The organism is Hyphomonas sp. FCG-A18, from assembly GCF_045287255.1.
Taxonomy (GTDB): Bacteria; Pseudomonadota; Alphaproteobacteria; order Caulobacterales; family Hyphomonadaceae; genus Henriciella.
Genome location: NZ_CP137142.1, coordinates 1842150 through 1856405, shown reverse-complemented (window position 1 = coordinate 1856405; position 14256 = coordinate 1842150). Strand labels below are relative to the sequence as shown.

The window sequence follows — 14256 nt, the reverse complement described above, 5'->3', positions numbered from 1 at the left end:
TACCCCGTACAATTGCCCTATGTCCGAACACCGGGCATCTGAACTGATCTCGAAGCTCAGTCTTAACTCTGGTGACTGGGTACTTGATGCCGGGTGTGGGTCTGCTGAATTTCTGATCAACCTATCGAGAGCGACCGGATGTCTGGGGTTTGGGATCGACATCGATCAGGCGGTTCTAGATCTAGGGGCACAAAGAGCAGGTGATTTGATCGAGGCAGGGCGTTTAGATCTCAAGCGCATGGACTTGCGCAATTCTAACGCGATCCGTGAAAATTTTGACGTCGTCATATGTTTAGGCTCAAGCCACGCCTTCGCAGAGGCAGAACGTGCTTACCCGGAAATGCTTGAATGTTTGAATAGACTAATCCGGCCCAACGGGAAGATTCTGATCGGGGAGTGCTTCTGGAAAAAGGAACCGGAGCCAGATTACTTGAAATTGATTGGCGAACCTGTTGGCGTTTACCGCAGTTTTGACGAGAATATTGCATGTGCGGCGTCTATTGGGCTGAGGGTGATTGAAGCTGATCAGGCGACTCTTCAGGAATGGGATACATTTGAGCAGGACCATTTACGGCGCGCTGAGGACCGCATGAGTGATGCCTCAGCTGGCAGTGATGTTGAAGAGAAACTCAAAACGCACCGTGAATGGTATGAAGGTTATGAGAAGTGGGGGCGTGAAACTATGGGGTTTGGTTTCTATCTCTTTCAAAGGGCCACTTGAGCGATTAGAAACTGGTTACAAGATAGCATCTGCCCACAAGGCTTGACGGGGCGGCTTCATAGTCTTAACACGCGCCAAATGCTGGCTGGGCAGACTTCCGAAGAGTCTGCCCGTCATCCTTTTGGGTGGCATCGTTTGGCAAACACCAAAATCGAGCGGATGTTGTATGGGAAACTCACGGCCTGTGTAACGTCTTGTCATTATTTGGTCCGACAGGGGCCACGAAACTAGAGAGATCAAAGGCCCCTATGCCGACGATTCAACAGCTGATCCGGAAGCCGCGCAAACCTAAGCCGCAGCGTTCCAAAACTCCCGCCCTTAAAGGCAACCCGCAACGTCGTGGCGTATGTACACGCGTCTATACAACGACACCGAAGAAGCCGAACTCGGCGCTTCGTAAAGTGGCAAAAGTTCGCCTGACAACAGGTTTCGAATCTTTGTGCTATATCCCGGGTGAAGGTCATAACCTGCAGGAGCACTCAGTTGTTCTGATCCGTGGTGGTCGTGTGAAAGACCTTCCAGGTGTGCGCTATCACATCCTTCGTGGTGTTCTGGATACCCAGGGCGTTAAAGATCGTAAGCAGCGTCGTTCGCATTACGGCGTTAAGAAACCGAAATAAGGGAGGGCTGATCTATGTCTCGTCGTCACCGTGCTGAGAAACGTCAGGTTCTGCCTGATCCGAAGTTTAAAAATGTTGTCCTGTCCAAGTTCATGAATCAGATCATGCAGGACGGCAAGAAATCCACTGCCGAGCGCATTGTTTATGGTGCTCTGGATCTGGTGGAAGCTCGCGCCAAGAAAGACCCGATTGAGGTTTTCCATGAAGCGCTCGAAGCGATTTCCCCTGCTGTTGAGGTGCGTTCCCGCCGTGTTGGTGGTGCGACGTACCAGGTTCCTGTTGAAGTTCGTCCTGAGCGTCGTCAAGCGCTGGCCATTCGCTGGCTTGCTGCGGCCGCTGGTGGACGCAACGAAAACACAATGCGTGAGCGTCTGGCTGGCGAACTTATGGACGCAAGCCAAGGCCGCGGTAACGCCGTCAAGAAGCGTGAAGACACGCACAAGATGGCTGAAGCGAACCGCGCCTTCTCTCACTATCGCTGGTAATTAAACCAACTCCTCCCAAACCTTGAACGAAGGTGAACCCCATGGCCCGCGAATATCCGCTGGAGCGCTATCGTAACTTTGGTATCATGGCGCACATTGATGCCGGTAAGACTACAACGTCTGAGCGCATTCTTTATTACACTGGTAAGTCTCACAAGATTGGTGAGGTGCACGATGGCGCGGCGACCATGGATCACATGGAGCAAGAGCAAGAGCGCGGCATCACTATTACCTCAGCTGCGACGACAACATTCTGGGAGCGCACGGACGATGGTGAGAATGCGCAAACAGAAAAGCACCGCCTGAATATCATTGATACACCCGGGCACGTTGACTTCACGATTGAAGTTGAGCGTTCTCTGGCGGTTCTTGATGGTGCCGTTTGTGTGCTTGATGCCAATGCTGGTGTTGAGCCGCAGACTGAAACCGTTTGGCGTCAGGCTGACCGCTACAAGGTTCCGCGTATCGTATTCGTCAACAAGATGGACAAGATCGGCGCGGACTTCTTCAACTGTGTCGAGATGATCCGGGACCGTACAGGTACAACGCCTGCGCCAATCCAGTGCCCAATTGGTGCTGAGAATGAGCTGGAAGGCCATGTTGACTTGGTCACGATGCAGGAGTGGGTCTGGGCTGGTGAAGACCTCGGCGCGAGCTGGGAGCTCCGTGAGATCCGTGACGAACTGAAAGACAAGTGTGCAGAGATGCGCGCGACACTGGTTGAGCTTGCGGTTGAGCAGGACGAAGAAGCCATGATGGCTTACCTCGACGGGGAAGAGCCAGATGTTGAGCAGCTTCGTGCGCTGATCCGTAAGGGTACGCTGAGCATGTCTTTCGTGCCGGTTCTGTGTGGTTCTGCATTTAAGAACAAGGGCGTGCAGCCAATGCTGAACGCGGTTCTTGATTACCTGCCAAGCCCACTCGATGTGCCAGCTTACATGGGCTTTAAGCCCGGCGATGAGAACGAAGTTCGTGACATTGCCCGCACAGCATCTGATGAAGAACCGTTCTCCGGTCTTGCGTTCAAAATCTGGAATGACCCATTCGTTGGCTCTCTGACTTTCGTTCGTATCTATTCCGGTGTTCTGACCAAGGGCGGTTCTGTTCTGAACTCGACCAAGGGCAAGCCTGAGCGCGTTGGTCGTATGATGATCATGCACTCCAACGACCGTGAAGAGATTGAAGAAGCCTATGCGGGCGATATTATCGCGCTGGCGGGTCTTAAGGGTACAACCACTGGGGACACACTTGCTGATAAGCAGCAGCCCGTTGTCCTTGAGACCATGAACTTCCCGGATCCGGTGATCGAGATTGCGGTTGAGCCAAAAACAAAGGCTGACCAAGAGAAGATGTCTGCCGGTCTTGCGCGTCTTGCCGCTGAAGATCCAAGCTTCCAGGTTGAGTCTGATCACGAGAGTGGCCAGACCATCATGAAAGGTATGGGCGAACTTCACCTCGACATTCTGGTCGACCGTCTGAAGCGTGAGTTTAAAGTTGAAGCGAACATTGGTCAGCCACAGGTGGCTTACCGTGAAGCGATCGGTCGTCCGGCTGAAATCGACTATACGCACAAGAAGCAGTCTGGTGGTTCTGGACAGTTTGCCCGTATCAAGGTTCAGTTTGAGCCACTTGAGGCTGGTGAAGGCTTCCAGTTCGAAAGCAAGATTGTCGGTGGTGCGGTGCCTAAGGAGTACATCCCGGGCGTTGAAAAAGGTCTTGGTATGGCCAAGGAAAATGGTCTTCTGGCCGGTTATCCTGTAACCGACTTCAAGGCGACCCTGATCGATGGCGCTTTCCACGATGTTGACTCTTCTGTCCTGGCTTTCGAAATCGCTGCTCGCGCAGCTTTCCGTGAGTTGAAATCAGAAGGTGATCCAAAGCTGATGGAACCAGTCATGAAGGTCGAGGTGGTGACACCTGAAGACTATATGGGCGACATCATTGGTGACCTGAACTCTCGCCGCGGACAGATTCAAGGGTCTGAGCCACGCGGGAATGCGACAGCGATCAACGCTTTCGTGCCACTGGTGAACATGTTCGGATACGTGTCAAACCTGCGCGGTATGTCACAAGGTCGTGCGCAATTCACCATGCAGTTCGACCACTATGCTGAGGTTCCAAAGGCCGAAGCAATGAAAATCACGCAGGATCTTGCGGGTTAATTTGAGATCGTCTGGCTCCACTTTTTGAAGTGGGGCCAGATAATTTAATTCAGGCTGTAAATACGAGGAGCGTACAATGGCCAAGGAGAAGTTTGAGCGTACAAAGCCGCACGTGAACATTGGCACGATCGGCCACGTTGACCACGGTAAGACGACGCTGACGGCGGCGATTACGATGACGCTTGCGGAAGCGACTGGCGGTGCGGCGAAGTCTTATGAAGACATTGACAGTGCGCCGGAAGAGAAAGCCCGCGGCATTACCATTAACACTGCCCACGTTGAGTATGAGACAGAGAACCGTCACTACGCTCACGTCGACTGCCCAGGTCACGCTGACTATGTTAAGAACATGATCACTGGTGCGGCCCAGATGGACGGCGCGATCCTGGTTGTGAACGCGGCTGACGGCCCAATGCCACAGACCCGTGAGCACATTCTGCTCGCCCGTCAGGTTGGCGTGCCGGCTCTGGTTGTCTTCATGAACAAGGTTGATCAGGTTGACGATGAAGAGCTGCTTGAGCTGGTTGAAATGGAAATCCGTGAACTGCTGAGTTCTTACGACTTCCCAGGCGACGATATTCCGATCATTGCCGGTTCTGCGCTGGCAGCGGTTGAAGGCCGTGACGACAATATCGGTAAGGAAAAAGTCCTTGAGCTGATGGCGGCGGTTGATGAGTATATCCCAACCCCTGAGCGTCCGCTCGACAAGCCATTCCTGATGCCGGTTGAGGACGTGTTCTCAATCTCTGGCCGTGGTACGGTTGTGACCGGCCGGGTTGAGACCGGGATCATCAAGGTTGGTGACGAAGTTGAGATCGTGGGTATCCGCGACACGCAGAAAACCACCTGTACCGGTGTTGAAATGTTCCGCAAGCTGCTCGACCAGGGCCAGGCCGGTGACAATGTTGGTGTTCTGATCCGTGGTATCGATCGTGACGGCGTTCAGCGCGGTCAGGTTCTGTGTGCCCCGGGTTCCATTACCCCACACACAACATTCGAAGCTGAGGCTTACATCCTGACGAAAGAAGAAGGTGGTCGTCACACGCCATTCTTCACCAACTATCGTCCACAATTCTACTTCCGGACCACAGACGTGACCGGTGTTGTGACCCTGCCAGCGGACAAGGAAATGGTCCTGCCGGGTGACAATGTGAAGATGGATGTTGAGCTGATCCAGCCGATCGCCATGGACCAGGGCCTGCGCTTTGCGATCCGTGAAGGCGGCCGTACCGTCGGCGCCGGCGTCGTGGCAAGCGTTAAAGGCTAAACGCTAACGCGCATACAACCTAGAAAAGCCGCTCCTCATGGGGCGGCTTTTTTTGTGGCCTTATTCCTTTCGCTTTCTGTCTATAGTCTGAACCGACTTAGAGAGAGAGGGAGAGAGATATGTATCGTAAAACAGGAATCACTCTGGCGGCCTTGGCTATGATTGGCGGATCGGCTTTTGCCGATGAGGTCTGGAGCACCGAGATTGGTGATGTCGTCTATGAGGCTGACTTGCCAAATGGGCAGGCGGTTTGGTCTTATCCATTAGAGTCTGAAGAGGGCTGGCGCGGTAAAGCCTTCCTTCCGGGGTTAGCAGGCGTCTATACGGGGCGCACAACCTATCACGGTTATTGGGTGGAGCCAGGTTCCGTGGATGGCGAGAGCGGTTGCGCCGTTGAAGTCAGCGACCCGCAAACCGGCGAAAGTTCGGATGTTTGGGGGCGTGTGACGCTGAGCTTCGTAGACCCTGATTTTCCCGGCACATGGGTCGCTTTGCGCGGGGATTGCTTTGAGGAACCGCATGCCATGCTGGTTGGTCGACCGATTACAGCAGAGGACTGATATTATCTCGATGCAGGAAGCGCAAATTTCCTGCATCGCGCCATTGCAAGTGTGATCGCCTTGGGGCATGAACACGCTTCACTTGGCGGGTGTAGCTCAGTTGGTAGAGCATCGGTCTCCAAAACCGAGGGTCCCGGGTTCGAGTCCTGGCGCCCGTGCCATTTTTCCCGATATTTGTTGATCTAGAAGCGCATTCTGCGCTTCGTCACATATTCTGCATAAACAGCTGTTGACGGGGGGCTATGATTCCCGTATTGGCCACCACTTCGATAGTCAGGCTGCGCCTTGAATGGCGAACGCTGGCTGAAGAAACGGACAACTGGATTTCCTCGTGTCTGGGCGCACGTCCCGCGTGCTGCCTTGATATGTGGTTTTATTGTGAACGGACATCGCAGGATGGAAAAACAGAATATACGGATCAGGCTGAAAGCCTTCGACCACCGCGCGCTGGACTTGTCGGCGCGTGAAATCGTTTCGACAGCCAAGCGCACTGGCGCGGAAGTGCGTGGTCCAATCCCGCTTCCAACCCGCATGGAGCGCTTTACTGTTAATCGCTCTCCCCACGTCAACAAAAAGTCTCGCGAGCAATTCGAGATCCGTACGCACAAGCGTATCCTCGATATTGTTGACCCAACCCCGCAAACTGTCGACGCGCTGATGAAGCTCGACCTGTCTGCTGGTGTCGGTATTGAGATTAAACTCGAGGGAGCGCGCTAATGGCTCTTCCGGCACAGCGTACAGGCGTTCTTGCTCGCAAGCTGGGCATGACGCGTATCTTTAGCGACGAAGGCCGTCACGTTCCTGTGACTGTTCTCTCGCTCGACGGTTGTCAGGTTGTTGGTCACCGCACCAATGAAGACCGCGCCGTTAAGACCAAGAAGGGTGGCGACACCGTTCGTAACGACAATTATAAAGCCATTGTGATGGGCGCGGGCGAAAAGAAAGCCAAGCGCACACCGAAGGCTCAGCGCGAGCAGTTTGCGAAAGCAGGCGTTGCGCCGAAGCGTAAGGTTGTTGAGTTCCGCATTAAAGACGAAACGGCTCTGCCGGATCTCGGTGCTGAGGTTCAGGCTGATCACTTTGTTCCGGGTCAAAAAGTTGACGTTGCTGGTGTGACCATCGGTAAAGGCTTTGCTGGTGCGATGAAGCGCTGGAACTTTGGTGGTCTGCGGGCCTCTCACGGTGTGTCTATCTCTCACCGTTCGCATGGTTCTACTGGTCAGTGCCAAGACCCGGGTAAGGTCTTCAAAGGTAAGAAGATGGCTGGTCACTACGGTGTCGAGCGCGTCACAGTTCAGAACCTCGAAATCGTTCGCACAGATGCTGAGCGTGGTCTGATCCTGGTTAAGGGTGCGATCCCGGGTGCTGAGGGGTCTTACGTTGAGGTTCGCGACGCGGTGAAGAAGGCGCTTCACGCTGATGCACCGGTTGATGGTTCCTTCAAGGCGCCAGCAGCTGCAGCAGATGGTGGCGTGAAAATCGAAGGTACAGCCGCAGACAATATTGTTCTCGTCGATGGCATTGGTCCAAAGACTGAAGAAGCGCTGAAAGAGAAGGGCTATGGCTCACTCTCTGCGTTTGTGAATGCTGACGAAGCTGAGCGTAATGCGGTTCTCGAAGAGCTTGGTGTCACTGAAGATGCCGCGAACGAGGACTGGGTTGGTCAGGCCAAAGACATTCTTGCGGGCGGTCAACCGCGCGCGAAGGTCGATCAGGACCTGTTGAAGAAACTTCTCAAAGAGGGTGGTGAATAATGGAACTCGCCGTCAAAACCCTGGACGGAAAGGCTGCGGGCAAAGCGACCCTCGATGACGCTATTTTTGGTGTTGAAGAGATTCGCGGTGACATCCTGCAGCGTACCGTTCGCTGGCAACTGGCTAAGCGCCAGGCTGGTACACACAAGACGCAAGAGCGTGGTGACGTTTCTGTCACGACCAAGAAATACATCCGTCAGAAAGGTTCTGGCGGCGCGCGTCACGGCTCCAAGAATGCTAACATTTTTGTTGGTGGTGCTGTTGCGCACGGGCCTCGCGTTCGTAGCCATGCGCATGATCTTCCAAAGAAGGTTCGCAAGCTGGCTCTGGCACACGCTTTGTCTTCCAAGGTCAAGGATGATGCGATCATCGTTCTCGACAAGGCTGAGCTGAAAGAGGCGAAAACCAAGGACCTCTCTGCCAAGCTGGGTAAGCTGGGTGTTGAGAATGCTCTGATCATTGGCGGTGTTGCTGTTGATGACAATTTCGCCAAGGCGGCCCGCAACATTCCAAACGTGGATGTTCTGCCGGTTGCTGGCCTGAATGTTTATGATGTCCTGCGCCGCAAGACCCTGGTTGTGACCAAGGATGCGCTGGCCGGCATCGAGGCGCGCTTCACTGGCGCGAAAGAGGAGGCTTAATCCATGGCTGATATCAAGCCTCATAACTATGACACGCTTCTCTCGCCGATCATCACGGAGAAATCCACGCTGGTTGCTGAAGAGAACAAGGTCATCTTCCGTGTTCCTCTGACGGCCACCAAGCCGATGATCAAGGAAGCGGTTGAGAGCCTGTTCAAAGTGGACGTAACCAAGGTCAACACGATCCTGGTTAAAGGTAAAACCAAGCGCTTCCGGGGCATGCTCGGTCGTCGCTCTGACTACAAGAAGGCCATCGTGACGCTCAAGGACGGTCAGTCCGTCGACATCACGACCGGATTGTAAGGGAGACGCAAGATGGCTTTGAAGACTTATAATCCAACGTCACCAGGTCAGCGTCAGCTGGTTCTTGTTGATCGCTCTGAGCTGCACAAAGGCCGCCCGGTCAAGGCGCTCACAGAGGGTCTGACCAAGTCTGGTGGTCGTAACAATAAAGGTCGCATCACTGCGCGCCGCCGTGGCGGTGCTGCCAAGCGCCTGTACCGTAAGATCGACTTCAAGCGGAACAAGTGGGATGTGCCTGCGACGGTTGAGCGTCTGGAGTATGATCCAAACCGCACAGCTTTTATCGCTCTGATCAAGTATGAAGATGGGGAGCAATCCTACATCATCGCGCCACAGCGTCTGTCTGTTGGTGATACTGTGATCAGCTCCAAAACCGCTGACATCAAGCCGGGTAATGTTCTTCCGCTGAAGAATATCCCGGTTGGTACAATCATCCACAATATTGAGATGAAGCCTCTGAAGGGTGCGCAAATGGTGCGCTCTGCTGGCTGCTACGCTCAGCTGGTTGGTCGTGACTCAGGTTATGCGCAAATCAAGCTGACCTCTGGTGAGCTTCGCATGGTTCCTGATCAGTGCATCGCAACCATCGGTGCGGTGTCTAACCCAGACAACATGAACCAGGTCATGTCTAAGGCTGGCCGCATGCGTCACAAGGGCAAGCGCCCGTCTGTGCGTGGTGTTGTTATGAACCCATTCGATCACCCGCACGGTGGTGGTGAGGGTAAATCCTCTGGTGGCCGTCACCCAGTGACGCCTTGGGGTAAGAAAACCCGCGGACCTAAAACCCGCAAGAAGCAGGCTTCGGATCGTCTGATCATCCGTCGCCGTAACGCGAAACGCTAGAGGAGAGGCCGGATCATGTCCCGTTCTGTCTGGAAAGGCCCATTTGTTGATGGGTACCTCCTGAAGAAGGCCGAAAAGGCCCACGCTTCTGAGCGCCGGGAGGTCATCAAGACCTGGTCGCGTCGCTCGACCATCCTGCCGCAATTTGTTGGCCTGAACTTCCAGGTCCACAATGGCAACAAGTTCATCCCGGTTCTCGTGACTGAAGAGATGGTTGGCCACAAGCTCGGTGAGTTTGCGCCAACACGTATCTATTACGGTCACGGCGCTGATAAAAAAGCGAAGAGGAAATAAGCCATGGGTCAGGCCAAGAATCCTCCAAAGCAGGCAAGCAATGAGGCACGCGCTGTTCTGCGCATGTACAAGCACAGCCCGCAAAAGCTGAACCTTCTGGCTCAGCAAATCCGTGGCTTGCCGGTGCAGCGCGCAATCGATGAGATGGAATTCTCTCGCAAGCGTGCCGCGGCTGACGTTCGCAAGCTGCTGAAAAGCGCTGTTGCGAATGCTGAGAATAATCATGACCTCGATGTCGACAGCCTTGTCGTCGCTGAGGCCCATGTCGGTAAAAACCTTGTCATGAAGCGTATTCGTGCTCGTGCCCGTGGCCGTGCGGCCCGGATCATGAAGCCGTTCGCCCAGATCACCATTGTTCTGCGTGACACATCAGTTGAAGCGGAGGCCGCGTAATGGGTCAGAAAGTCAATCCGATTGGTTTGCGCCTCGGCATCAACCGGACGGCAGACAGCCGCTGGTATGCAGACAGTGAAGACTTTGGTCGTTTGCTGCACGAGGATCTTTCCATCCAGAAGCATATCAAGAAGAAGCTTGGTCAGGCCGGGATTTCCCGCATCATCATCGAGCGTCCTCACAAGAAGTGCCTGGTTACAGTTCACACAGCCCGTCCAGGTCTGGTGATCGGTAAAAAAGGTGCGGACATTGAGAACCTGCGCCGTGAGCTGTCCAAGATGACGGAAGACGAGGTTCGTGTGAACCTTGTTGAGATCCGCAAGCCTGAGCTTGATGCAACACTGGTTGCAGAAGACATTGCCCGTCAGCTTGAGCGTCGTGGTTCTTTCCGCCGTGCGATGAAGCGCTCTATCCAGAACACAATGCGTCTGGGTGCACAGGGTATCAAGATCATGGTTTCTGGTCGTCTTGGCGGTGCTGAGATTGCCCGGACCGAGCAGTATTCCGAAGGGTCTGTCCCGCTGCACACGCTGCGCGCTGACATCGACTACGGTACAGCCGAAGCGCTGACCACTTACGGGATTATCGGGATCAAGATCTGGATCTACAAGGGTGAGATCATGGAGCATGATCCACTGGCCCGCGATCGCCGCGCTGAAGACTCTGGTGAGTCTCGCGCACGTAGCAGCAACCAACGTGGCCCGGCTTCGGGCGCACAGGCAGGAGCATAAGTCATGCGTCAGCCTAAGCGTACAAAATACCGCAAGGCCTTCAAAGGCCGCATCAGCGGGAATGCCAAAGGCGGTTACTCAATCGCATTTGGGTCTTTCGGTCTTAAGGCTCTTGAGCCTGAGCGCGTAACGGCCCGTCAGATTGAGGCGACACGTCGTGCGGTCACCCGTGAGATGAAGCGTCAGGGTAAGGTCTGGATCCGCGTATTCCCGGATACACCTGTCTCTGCCAAGCCGATTGAAGTTCGGATGGGTAAAGGTAAGGGCTCTGTCGATCGTTGGGTCGCCCGTGTTCAGCCTGGCCGTATCCTGTTTGAGATTGATGGTGTTCCAGATGACGTGGCGCTCGAAGCCCTGCGTCTTGGTGCCGCTAAACTGCCGATCAAAACCAAGATCGTGCGCCGGATTGAGGGGATTTAAGCCATGGCAAAAGCCGCTGATTTCCGTTCGAAAAGCCCTGACCAGCTGAAGGAAGAGCTCCTGCAGCTGAAGAAGGAACAGTTTAACCTCCGCTTCCAGGTAGCCACTGGCCAACTGGAAAAGACCGCTCGCATCAGAGTTGTCCGTCGCGATATTGCTCGCGTTCAGACAATCCTTCGCGAGAAGGCCCGCGCGGACGCCGAGGCGTAGGAGAAGAGTATGCCTAGACGAGTTATGGAAGGCGTCGTGGTCTCGACCAAGCAGGACAAGACCGCAATCGTGCGTGTGGAGCGCCGTTTCCTCCACCCGCTGCTCAAGAAAACTGTGCGTCGTTCTAAGCGTTACCACGCCCATGACGAAGCCAATGCTGCTGTTGAGGGTCAGACAATCATGATCCGTGAGTGTCCGCCCAAGTCAAAGCTGAAGCGCTGGGAAGTTGTTCCAGCTGATGGAGGCGACGCATGATTCAGATGCAATCAAACCTGCGGGTCGCCGACAATTCCGGCGCACGCCGTGTTCAGTGCATTAAAGTGCTGGGCGGTGCCGGGCGTCGTTACGCCTCCGTGGGTGACATCATTGTGGTCTCGATCAAGGAAGCAATTCCAACAGGCCGCGTGAAAAAGGGTGAAGTTCGCAAGGCGGTCGTCGTGCGGGTTGCCAAGGACATCAATCGTCCAGATGGCTCTACAATCCGTTTCGACACCAATGCTGCTGTTCTGATCAACAACAACAATGAGCCGATCGGCACACGGATCTTTGGCCCTGTTCCTCGTGAACTGCGCGCCAAGAACCACATGAAGATCGTCTCGCTCGCGCCGGAGGTGCTGTAGTTATGGCTTCCAAGGTTAAAAAAGGTGATCGCGTTATGGTCCTGACGGGCCGTAACAAGGGTGCCGAAGGCGAAGTCCTGAAGGTGATCCCAGCGGACAACCGCGTTGTTGTGCGCGGCGTGAATGTTGTGAAGCGTCACACCAAGCCAACTCAGGCAAACCCACAGGGTGGTATCAACACGTTTGAAGCGCCAATCGCGGCTTCTAACGTTGCTTTGATCGATCCACGTGATGGCAAGCCGACACGGGTTGGGTTCAAGATTGACGAGCATGGTCGCAAGACGCGCTATGCCAAGCGTTCGGGGGAGTCTCTCGATGTCTAAAGACTACACACCTCGTTTGAAGAAGAAGTATGACGAGCAAATTCGTGACAAGCTCAAGGAAGAGTTTGGCTACACGAACGACATGCAGATTCCGAAGCTCGACAAGGTCGTGATCAACATGGGTGTTGGCGAAGCTGCGTCTGACTCCAAGAAGATCAAAACTGCTCTGGCTGAGATGGAAAAGATCGCTGGTCAAAAGCCTGTCGCAACCAAAGCACGTAAGTCCATCGCGGGCTTCAAGCTGCGTGAGGACATGGTGATCGGTTGTAAAGTAACGCTGCGCCGTGATCAGATGTTCGAATTCCTCGATCGTCTGACCAATATCGCGCTGCCTCGCGTGAAGGATTTCCGTGGTCTCAATGGCAAAAGCTTTGATGGTCGCGGCAACTTCGCCATGGGTCTAAAGGAACAACTCGTGTTCCCAGAGATCAACTATGACGATGTTGATGACATTCGCGGTATGGACATCATTGTCTGTACCACCGCCAAGACGAACGAAGAAGCCAAGAGCCTGCTCGCGCAGTGTGGCTTCCCGTTCCGGAACTAGCGCTTAGAGGGAAGACGAACATGGCCAAGAAAAGTGCTGTTGAGCGGAACAATAAGCGTAAGCGTCTGGTGGAACAGTATGCCGCCAAGCGTGCCGCGCTGAAAGAGATCATCATGAACGAAGAGCTTCCGCTCGAGGAACGCTACAAAGCGCGTCTCAAGCTGGCAGATCTTCCTCGCAACTCTGCGCCAAACCGTGTGCGCAACCGTTGCGAAGTGACTGGTCGTCCGCGCGGTTATTACCGTAAACTCAAAATGTCCCGTATCGCGCTGCGTGAGCTTGGCTCACTCGGCAAGATCCCGGGTCTCGTGAAATCAAGCTGGTAAGGAGGGAACACGATGTCATTTTCTGATCCCCTCGGCGATATGCTGACCCGCATCCGTAACGCGCAAATGCGCGGTATGGACAAGGTGATCACGCCGGCGTCAAAACTGCGCGCTCGCGTACTCGACGTTCTGCAGGCCGAAGGCTACATCCGCGGCTATGCCGAGGTTGAGAAAGACGGTCACAAGAACATTGAGATCGAGCTGAAATATTTCGATGGTACGCCGGTTATCTCCGAGATCCGCCGCGTATCTAAACCTGGACGGCGCGTCTACTCTTCCAAGAGTGACATTCCGCTCGTCCGTAACGGGCTTGGGATTTCGATCCTGTCTACGTCCAAGGGTGTGATGTCTGATAACGTCGCGCGCTCGGAAAACGTGGGCGGCGAAATTCTCTGCCGCGTCTTCTAAGGGAGCGACTAGGGAAATGTCTCGTATTGGTAAACTCCCGATCACGGTTCCGTCTGGTACGACCGTAACGATTGAAGGTCAGGTCCTGTCAGCAAAAGGCCCGAAAGGCCAGCTGACGATGGAACTGCCGGACGTTATCACGGCCAAGCTTGAAGGCGCTGAGCTGACGATCAATCCTCGTGAAGATCTTGTCGAAGCGGCGAATGAAAAAATCCGCCTCAACGATGAGAAAGGTCGCAAGAAAATGACCTTCGCTCAGGCGCTTGATGCTTCTGCGCGCACAATGTGGGGAACCTCACGTGCGAACGCCTCGAACCTGGTTCAGGGCGCTGCTGAAGGGTTCAAAAAGAACCTCGAGCTGGTGGGTGTTGGTTACCGTGCTCAAATGCAGGGTAAAGACCTCAAACTCGCCCTCGGCTTCTCGCATGATGTGATCTACCAGGCACCGGAAGGCATCGAAATCAAATGTGCCAAGCCAACTGAGATCGAAATCGCTGGTGCTGACAAGCAGGTTGTTGGTCAGGTTGCCGCCGAAATCCGTAACTATCGCCGCCCAGAGCCGTTCAAAGGCAAGGGTGTGCGTTATCAAGGCGAATATGTCCGCCGTAAGGAAGGCAAGAAGAAGTAG

General features: G+C 54.5%; 22 protein-coding genes, 1 tRNA gene and 1 pseudogene. All 24 read left to right on the top strand.

The genetic code is table 11. From position 1 onward, the window contains the following. The first annotated feature begins 19 nt into the window (after positions 1-19). The 24 genes and pseudogenes from RYZ27_RS09245 (at position 20) to rplF (ending at position 14256) form a co-directional block, all read left to right on the top strand. Positions 20-721, top strand: a complete 702-nt coding sequence (locus tag RYZ27_RS09245; RefSeq protein WP_406679208.1) for an SAM-dependent methyltransferase — start codon at positions 20-22, stop codon at positions 719-721. Between the two features lie 248 nt (positions 722-969). Continuing rightward, positions 970-1341, top strand: coding sequence for a 30S ribosomal protein S12 (gene rpsL / locus RYZ27_RS09240; RefSeq protein ID WP_070958849.1), 372 nt, complete (start codon positions 970-972; stop codon positions 1339-1341). A 14-nt stretch (positions 1342-1355) separates the two neighbouring features. Next, the gene (rpsG, locus tag RYZ27_RS09235) at positions 1356-1826 is read left to right on the top strand and encodes a 30S ribosomal protein S7 (protein ID WP_406679207.1); all 471 of its coding nucleotides are present in this window, start codon (positions 1356-1358) and stop codon (positions 1824-1826) included. 41 nt (positions 1827-1867) lie between these two features. Further along, complete coding sequence (gene fusA, locus RYZ27_RS09230) at positions 1868-3988, top strand: elongation factor G (RefSeq protein ID WP_406679206.1); 2121 nt, start codon at positions 1868-1870, stop codon at positions 3986-3988. A gap of 76 nt (positions 3989-4064) precedes the next feature. Then, positions 4065-5255 (top strand): elongation factor Tu, encoded by a 1191-nt coding sequence (gene tuf, locus RYZ27_RS09225; protein ID WP_406679205.1) that lies wholly within the window; start codon positions 4065-4067, stop codon positions 5253-5255. Positions 5256-5374: 119 nt separating this feature from the next. Further along, positions 5375-5815, top strand: a complete 441-nt coding sequence (locus RYZ27_RS09220; protein WP_406679204.1) for a hypothetical protein — start codon at positions 5375-5377, stop codon at positions 5813-5815. Positions 5816-5900: 85 nt separating this feature from the next. Continuing rightward, positions 5901-5976 (top strand) — tRNA-Trp (locus tag RYZ27_RS09215). 235 nt (positions 5977-6211) lie between these two features. Beyond that, positions 6212-6532 (top strand): 30S ribosomal protein S10, encoded by a 321-nt coding sequence (rpsJ, locus tag RYZ27_RS09210; RefSeq protein WP_406679203.1) that lies wholly within the window; start codon positions 6212-6214, stop codon positions 6530-6532. Beyond that, a pseudogene (gene rplC, locus RYZ27_RS09205) lies at positions 6532-7278 on the top strand (50S ribosomal protein L3); the annotation flags it as partial. The gene rpsJ and the pseudogene rplC, both read left to right, overlap by 1 nt. 290 nt (positions 7279-7568) lie before the next feature. Further along, entirely contained in the window at positions 7569-8210 is a 642-nt protein-coding gene (rplD, locus tag RYZ27_RS09200) for a 50S ribosomal protein L4 (RefSeq protein ID WP_406679202.1), read from the top strand. 3 nt (positions 8211-8213) lie between these two features. Further along, positions 8214-8513: a 50S ribosomal protein L23 gene (locus tag RYZ27_RS09195; protein WP_406679201.1), complete on the top strand. Its 300-nt coding sequence runs from the start codon at positions 8214-8216 to the stop codon at positions 8511-8513. 12 nt (positions 8514-8525) lie between these two features. Continuing rightward, positions 8526-9356, top strand: coding sequence for a 50S ribosomal protein L2 (gene rplB, locus RYZ27_RS09190; protein ID WP_406679200.1), 831 nt, complete (start codon positions 8526-8528; stop codon positions 9354-9356). Between the two features lie 15 nt (positions 9357-9371). Continuing rightward, the gene (gene rpsS / locus RYZ27_RS09185; RefSeq protein WP_406679199.1) at positions 9372-9650 is read left to right on the top strand and encodes a 30S ribosomal protein S19; all 279 of its coding nucleotides are present in this window, start codon (positions 9372-9374) and stop codon (positions 9648-9650) included. A 3-nt stretch (positions 9651-9653) separates the two neighbouring features. Further along, positions 9654-10043, top strand: a complete 390-nt coding sequence (gene rplV / locus RYZ27_RS09180) for a 50S ribosomal protein L22 (protein ID WP_406679198.1) — start codon at positions 9654-9656, stop codon at positions 10041-10043. Beyond that, entirely contained in the window at positions 10043-10774 is a 732-nt protein-coding gene (gene rpsC, locus RYZ27_RS09175) for a 30S ribosomal protein S3 (protein WP_406679197.1), read from the top strand. Before rplV ends, rpsC begins: the two co-directional genes overlap by 1 nt. Before the next feature lie 3 nt (positions 10775-10777). Beyond that, positions 10778-11194 (top strand): 50S ribosomal protein L16, encoded by a 417-nt coding sequence (gene rplP / locus RYZ27_RS09170; protein ID WP_406679196.1) that lies wholly within the window; start codon positions 10778-10780, stop codon positions 11192-11194. Positions 11195-11197: 3 nt separating this feature from the next. Next, positions 11198-11404, top strand: a complete 207-nt coding sequence (gene rpmC / locus RYZ27_RS09165; RefSeq protein WP_406679195.1) for a 50S ribosomal protein L29 — start codon at positions 11198-11200, stop codon at positions 11402-11404. A gap of 9 nt (positions 11405-11413) precedes the next feature. Next, positions 11414-11659 (top strand): 30S ribosomal protein S17, encoded by a 246-nt coding sequence (gene rpsQ, locus RYZ27_RS09160; RefSeq protein WP_406679194.1) that lies wholly within the window; start codon positions 11414-11416, stop codon positions 11657-11659. Beyond that, the gene (rplN, locus tag RYZ27_RS09155) at positions 11656-12024 is read left to right on the top strand and encodes a 50S ribosomal protein L14 (protein ID WP_406679192.1); all 369 of its coding nucleotides are present in this window, start codon (positions 11656-11658) and stop codon (positions 12022-12024) included. The genes rpsQ and rplN overlap by 4 nt, the downstream gene beginning before the upstream one ends. A gap of 2 nt (positions 12025-12026) precedes the next feature. Next, entirely contained in the window at positions 12027-12347 is a 321-nt protein-coding gene (gene rplX, locus RYZ27_RS09150) for a 50S ribosomal protein L24 (protein ID WP_406679191.1), read from the top strand. Beyond that, positions 12340-12894, top strand: a complete 555-nt coding sequence (gene rplE, locus RYZ27_RS09145; RefSeq protein WP_406679190.1) for a 50S ribosomal protein L5 — start codon at positions 12340-12342, stop codon at positions 12892-12894. Before rplX ends, rplE begins: the two co-directional genes overlap by 8 nt. Positions 12895-12914: 20 nt before the next feature. Beyond that, positions 12915-13220 (top strand): 30S ribosomal protein S14, encoded by a 306-nt coding sequence (gene rpsN / locus RYZ27_RS09140; RefSeq protein ID WP_406679189.1) that lies wholly within the window; start codon positions 12915-12917, stop codon positions 13218-13220. A gap of 12 nt (positions 13221-13232) precedes the next feature. After that, entirely contained in the window at positions 13233-13628 is a 396-nt protein-coding gene (rpsH, locus tag RYZ27_RS09135) for a 30S ribosomal protein S8 (RefSeq protein ID WP_406679188.1), read from the top strand. A gap of 16 nt (positions 13629-13644) precedes the next feature. Continuing rightward, positions 13645-14256, top strand: a complete 612-nt coding sequence (rplF, locus tag RYZ27_RS09130; protein ID WP_406679187.1) for a 50S ribosomal protein L6 — start codon at positions 13645-13647, stop codon at positions 14254-14256.

Excerpts from the sequence above, each read along its gene's own strand:
- rpmC (WP_406679195.1), top strand. The coding sequence starts at position 11,198 with ATGGCAAAAGCCGCTGATTTCCGTTCGAAAAGCCCTGACCAGCTGAAG.
- rpsQ (WP_406679194.1), top strand. The coding sequence starts at position 11,414 with ATGCCTAGACGAGTTATGGAAGGCGTCGTGGTCTCGACCAAGCAGGAC.
- rpsS (WP_406679199.1), top strand. The coding sequence starts at position 9,372 with ATGTCCCGTTCTGTCTGGAAAGGCCCATTTGTTGATGGGTACCTCCTG.
- rpsN (WP_406679189.1), top strand. The coding sequence starts at position 12,915 with ATGGCCAAGAAAAGTGCTGTTGAGCGGAACAATAAGCGTAAGCGTCTG.
- rplX (WP_406679191.1), top strand. The coding sequence starts at position 12,027 with ATGGCTTCCAAGGTTAAAAAAGGTGATCGCGTTATGGTCCTGACGGGC.
- RYZ27_RS09245 (WP_406679208.1), top strand. The coding sequence starts at position 20 with ATGTCCGAACACCGGGCATCTGAACTGATCTCGAAGCTCAGTCTTAAC.
- RYZ27_RS09195 (WP_406679201.1), top strand. The coding sequence starts at position 8,214 with ATGGCTGATATCAAGCCTCATAACTATGACACGCTTCTCTCGCCGATC.
- rplE (WP_406679190.1), top strand. The coding sequence starts at position 12,340 with ATGTCTAAAGACTACACACCTCGTTTGAAGAAGAAGTATGACGAGCAA.
- rpsJ (WP_406679203.1), top strand. The coding sequence starts at position 6,212 with ATGGAAAAACAGAATATACGGATCAGGCTGAAAGCCTTCGACCACCGC.
- RYZ27_RS09220 (WP_406679204.1), top strand. The coding sequence starts at position 5,375 with ATGTATCGTAAAACAGGAATCACTCTGGCGGCCTTGGCTATGATTGGC.
- tuf (WP_406679205.1), top strand. The coding sequence starts at position 4,065 with ATGGCCAAGGAGAAGTTTGAGCGTACAAAGCCGCACGTGAACATTGGC.
- rplF (WP_406679187.1), top strand. The coding sequence starts at position 13,645 with ATGTCTCGTATTGGTAAACTCCCGATCACGGTTCCGTCTGGTACGACC.
- rpsL (WP_070958849.1), top strand. The coding sequence starts at position 970 with ATGCCGACGATTCAACAGCTGATCCGGAAGCCGCGCAAACCTAAGCCG.
- rpsH (WP_406679188.1), top strand. The coding sequence starts at position 13,233 with ATGTCATTTTCTGATCCCCTCGGCGATATGCTGACCCGCATCCGTAAC.
- fusA (WP_406679206.1), top strand. The coding sequence starts at position 1,868 with ATGGCCCGCGAATATCCGCTGGAGCGCTATCGTAACTTTGGTATCATG.
- rplB (WP_406679200.1), top strand. The coding sequence starts at position 8,526 with ATGGCTTTGAAGACTTATAATCCAACGTCACCAGGTCAGCGTCAGCTG.
- rplP (WP_406679196.1), top strand. The coding sequence starts at position 10,778 with ATGCGTCAGCCTAAGCGTACAAAATACCGCAAGGCCTTCAAAGGCCGC.
- rpsC (WP_406679197.1), top strand. The coding sequence starts at position 10,043 with ATGGGTCAGAAAGTCAATCCGATTGGTTTGCGCCTCGGCATCAACCGG.
- rpsG (WP_406679207.1), top strand. The coding sequence starts at position 1,356 with ATGTCTCGTCGTCACCGTGCTGAGAAACGTCAGGTTCTGCCTGATCCG.
- rplV (WP_406679198.1), top strand. The coding sequence starts at position 9,654 with ATGGGTCAGGCCAAGAATCCTCCAAAGCAGGCAAGCAATGAGGCACGC.
- rplN (WP_406679192.1), top strand. The coding sequence starts at position 11,656 with ATGATTCAGATGCAATCAAACCTGCGGGTCGCCGACAATTCCGGCGCA.
- rplD (WP_406679202.1), top strand. The coding sequence starts at position 7,569 with ATGGAACTCGCCGTCAAAACCCTGGACGGAAAGGCTGCGGGCAAAGCG.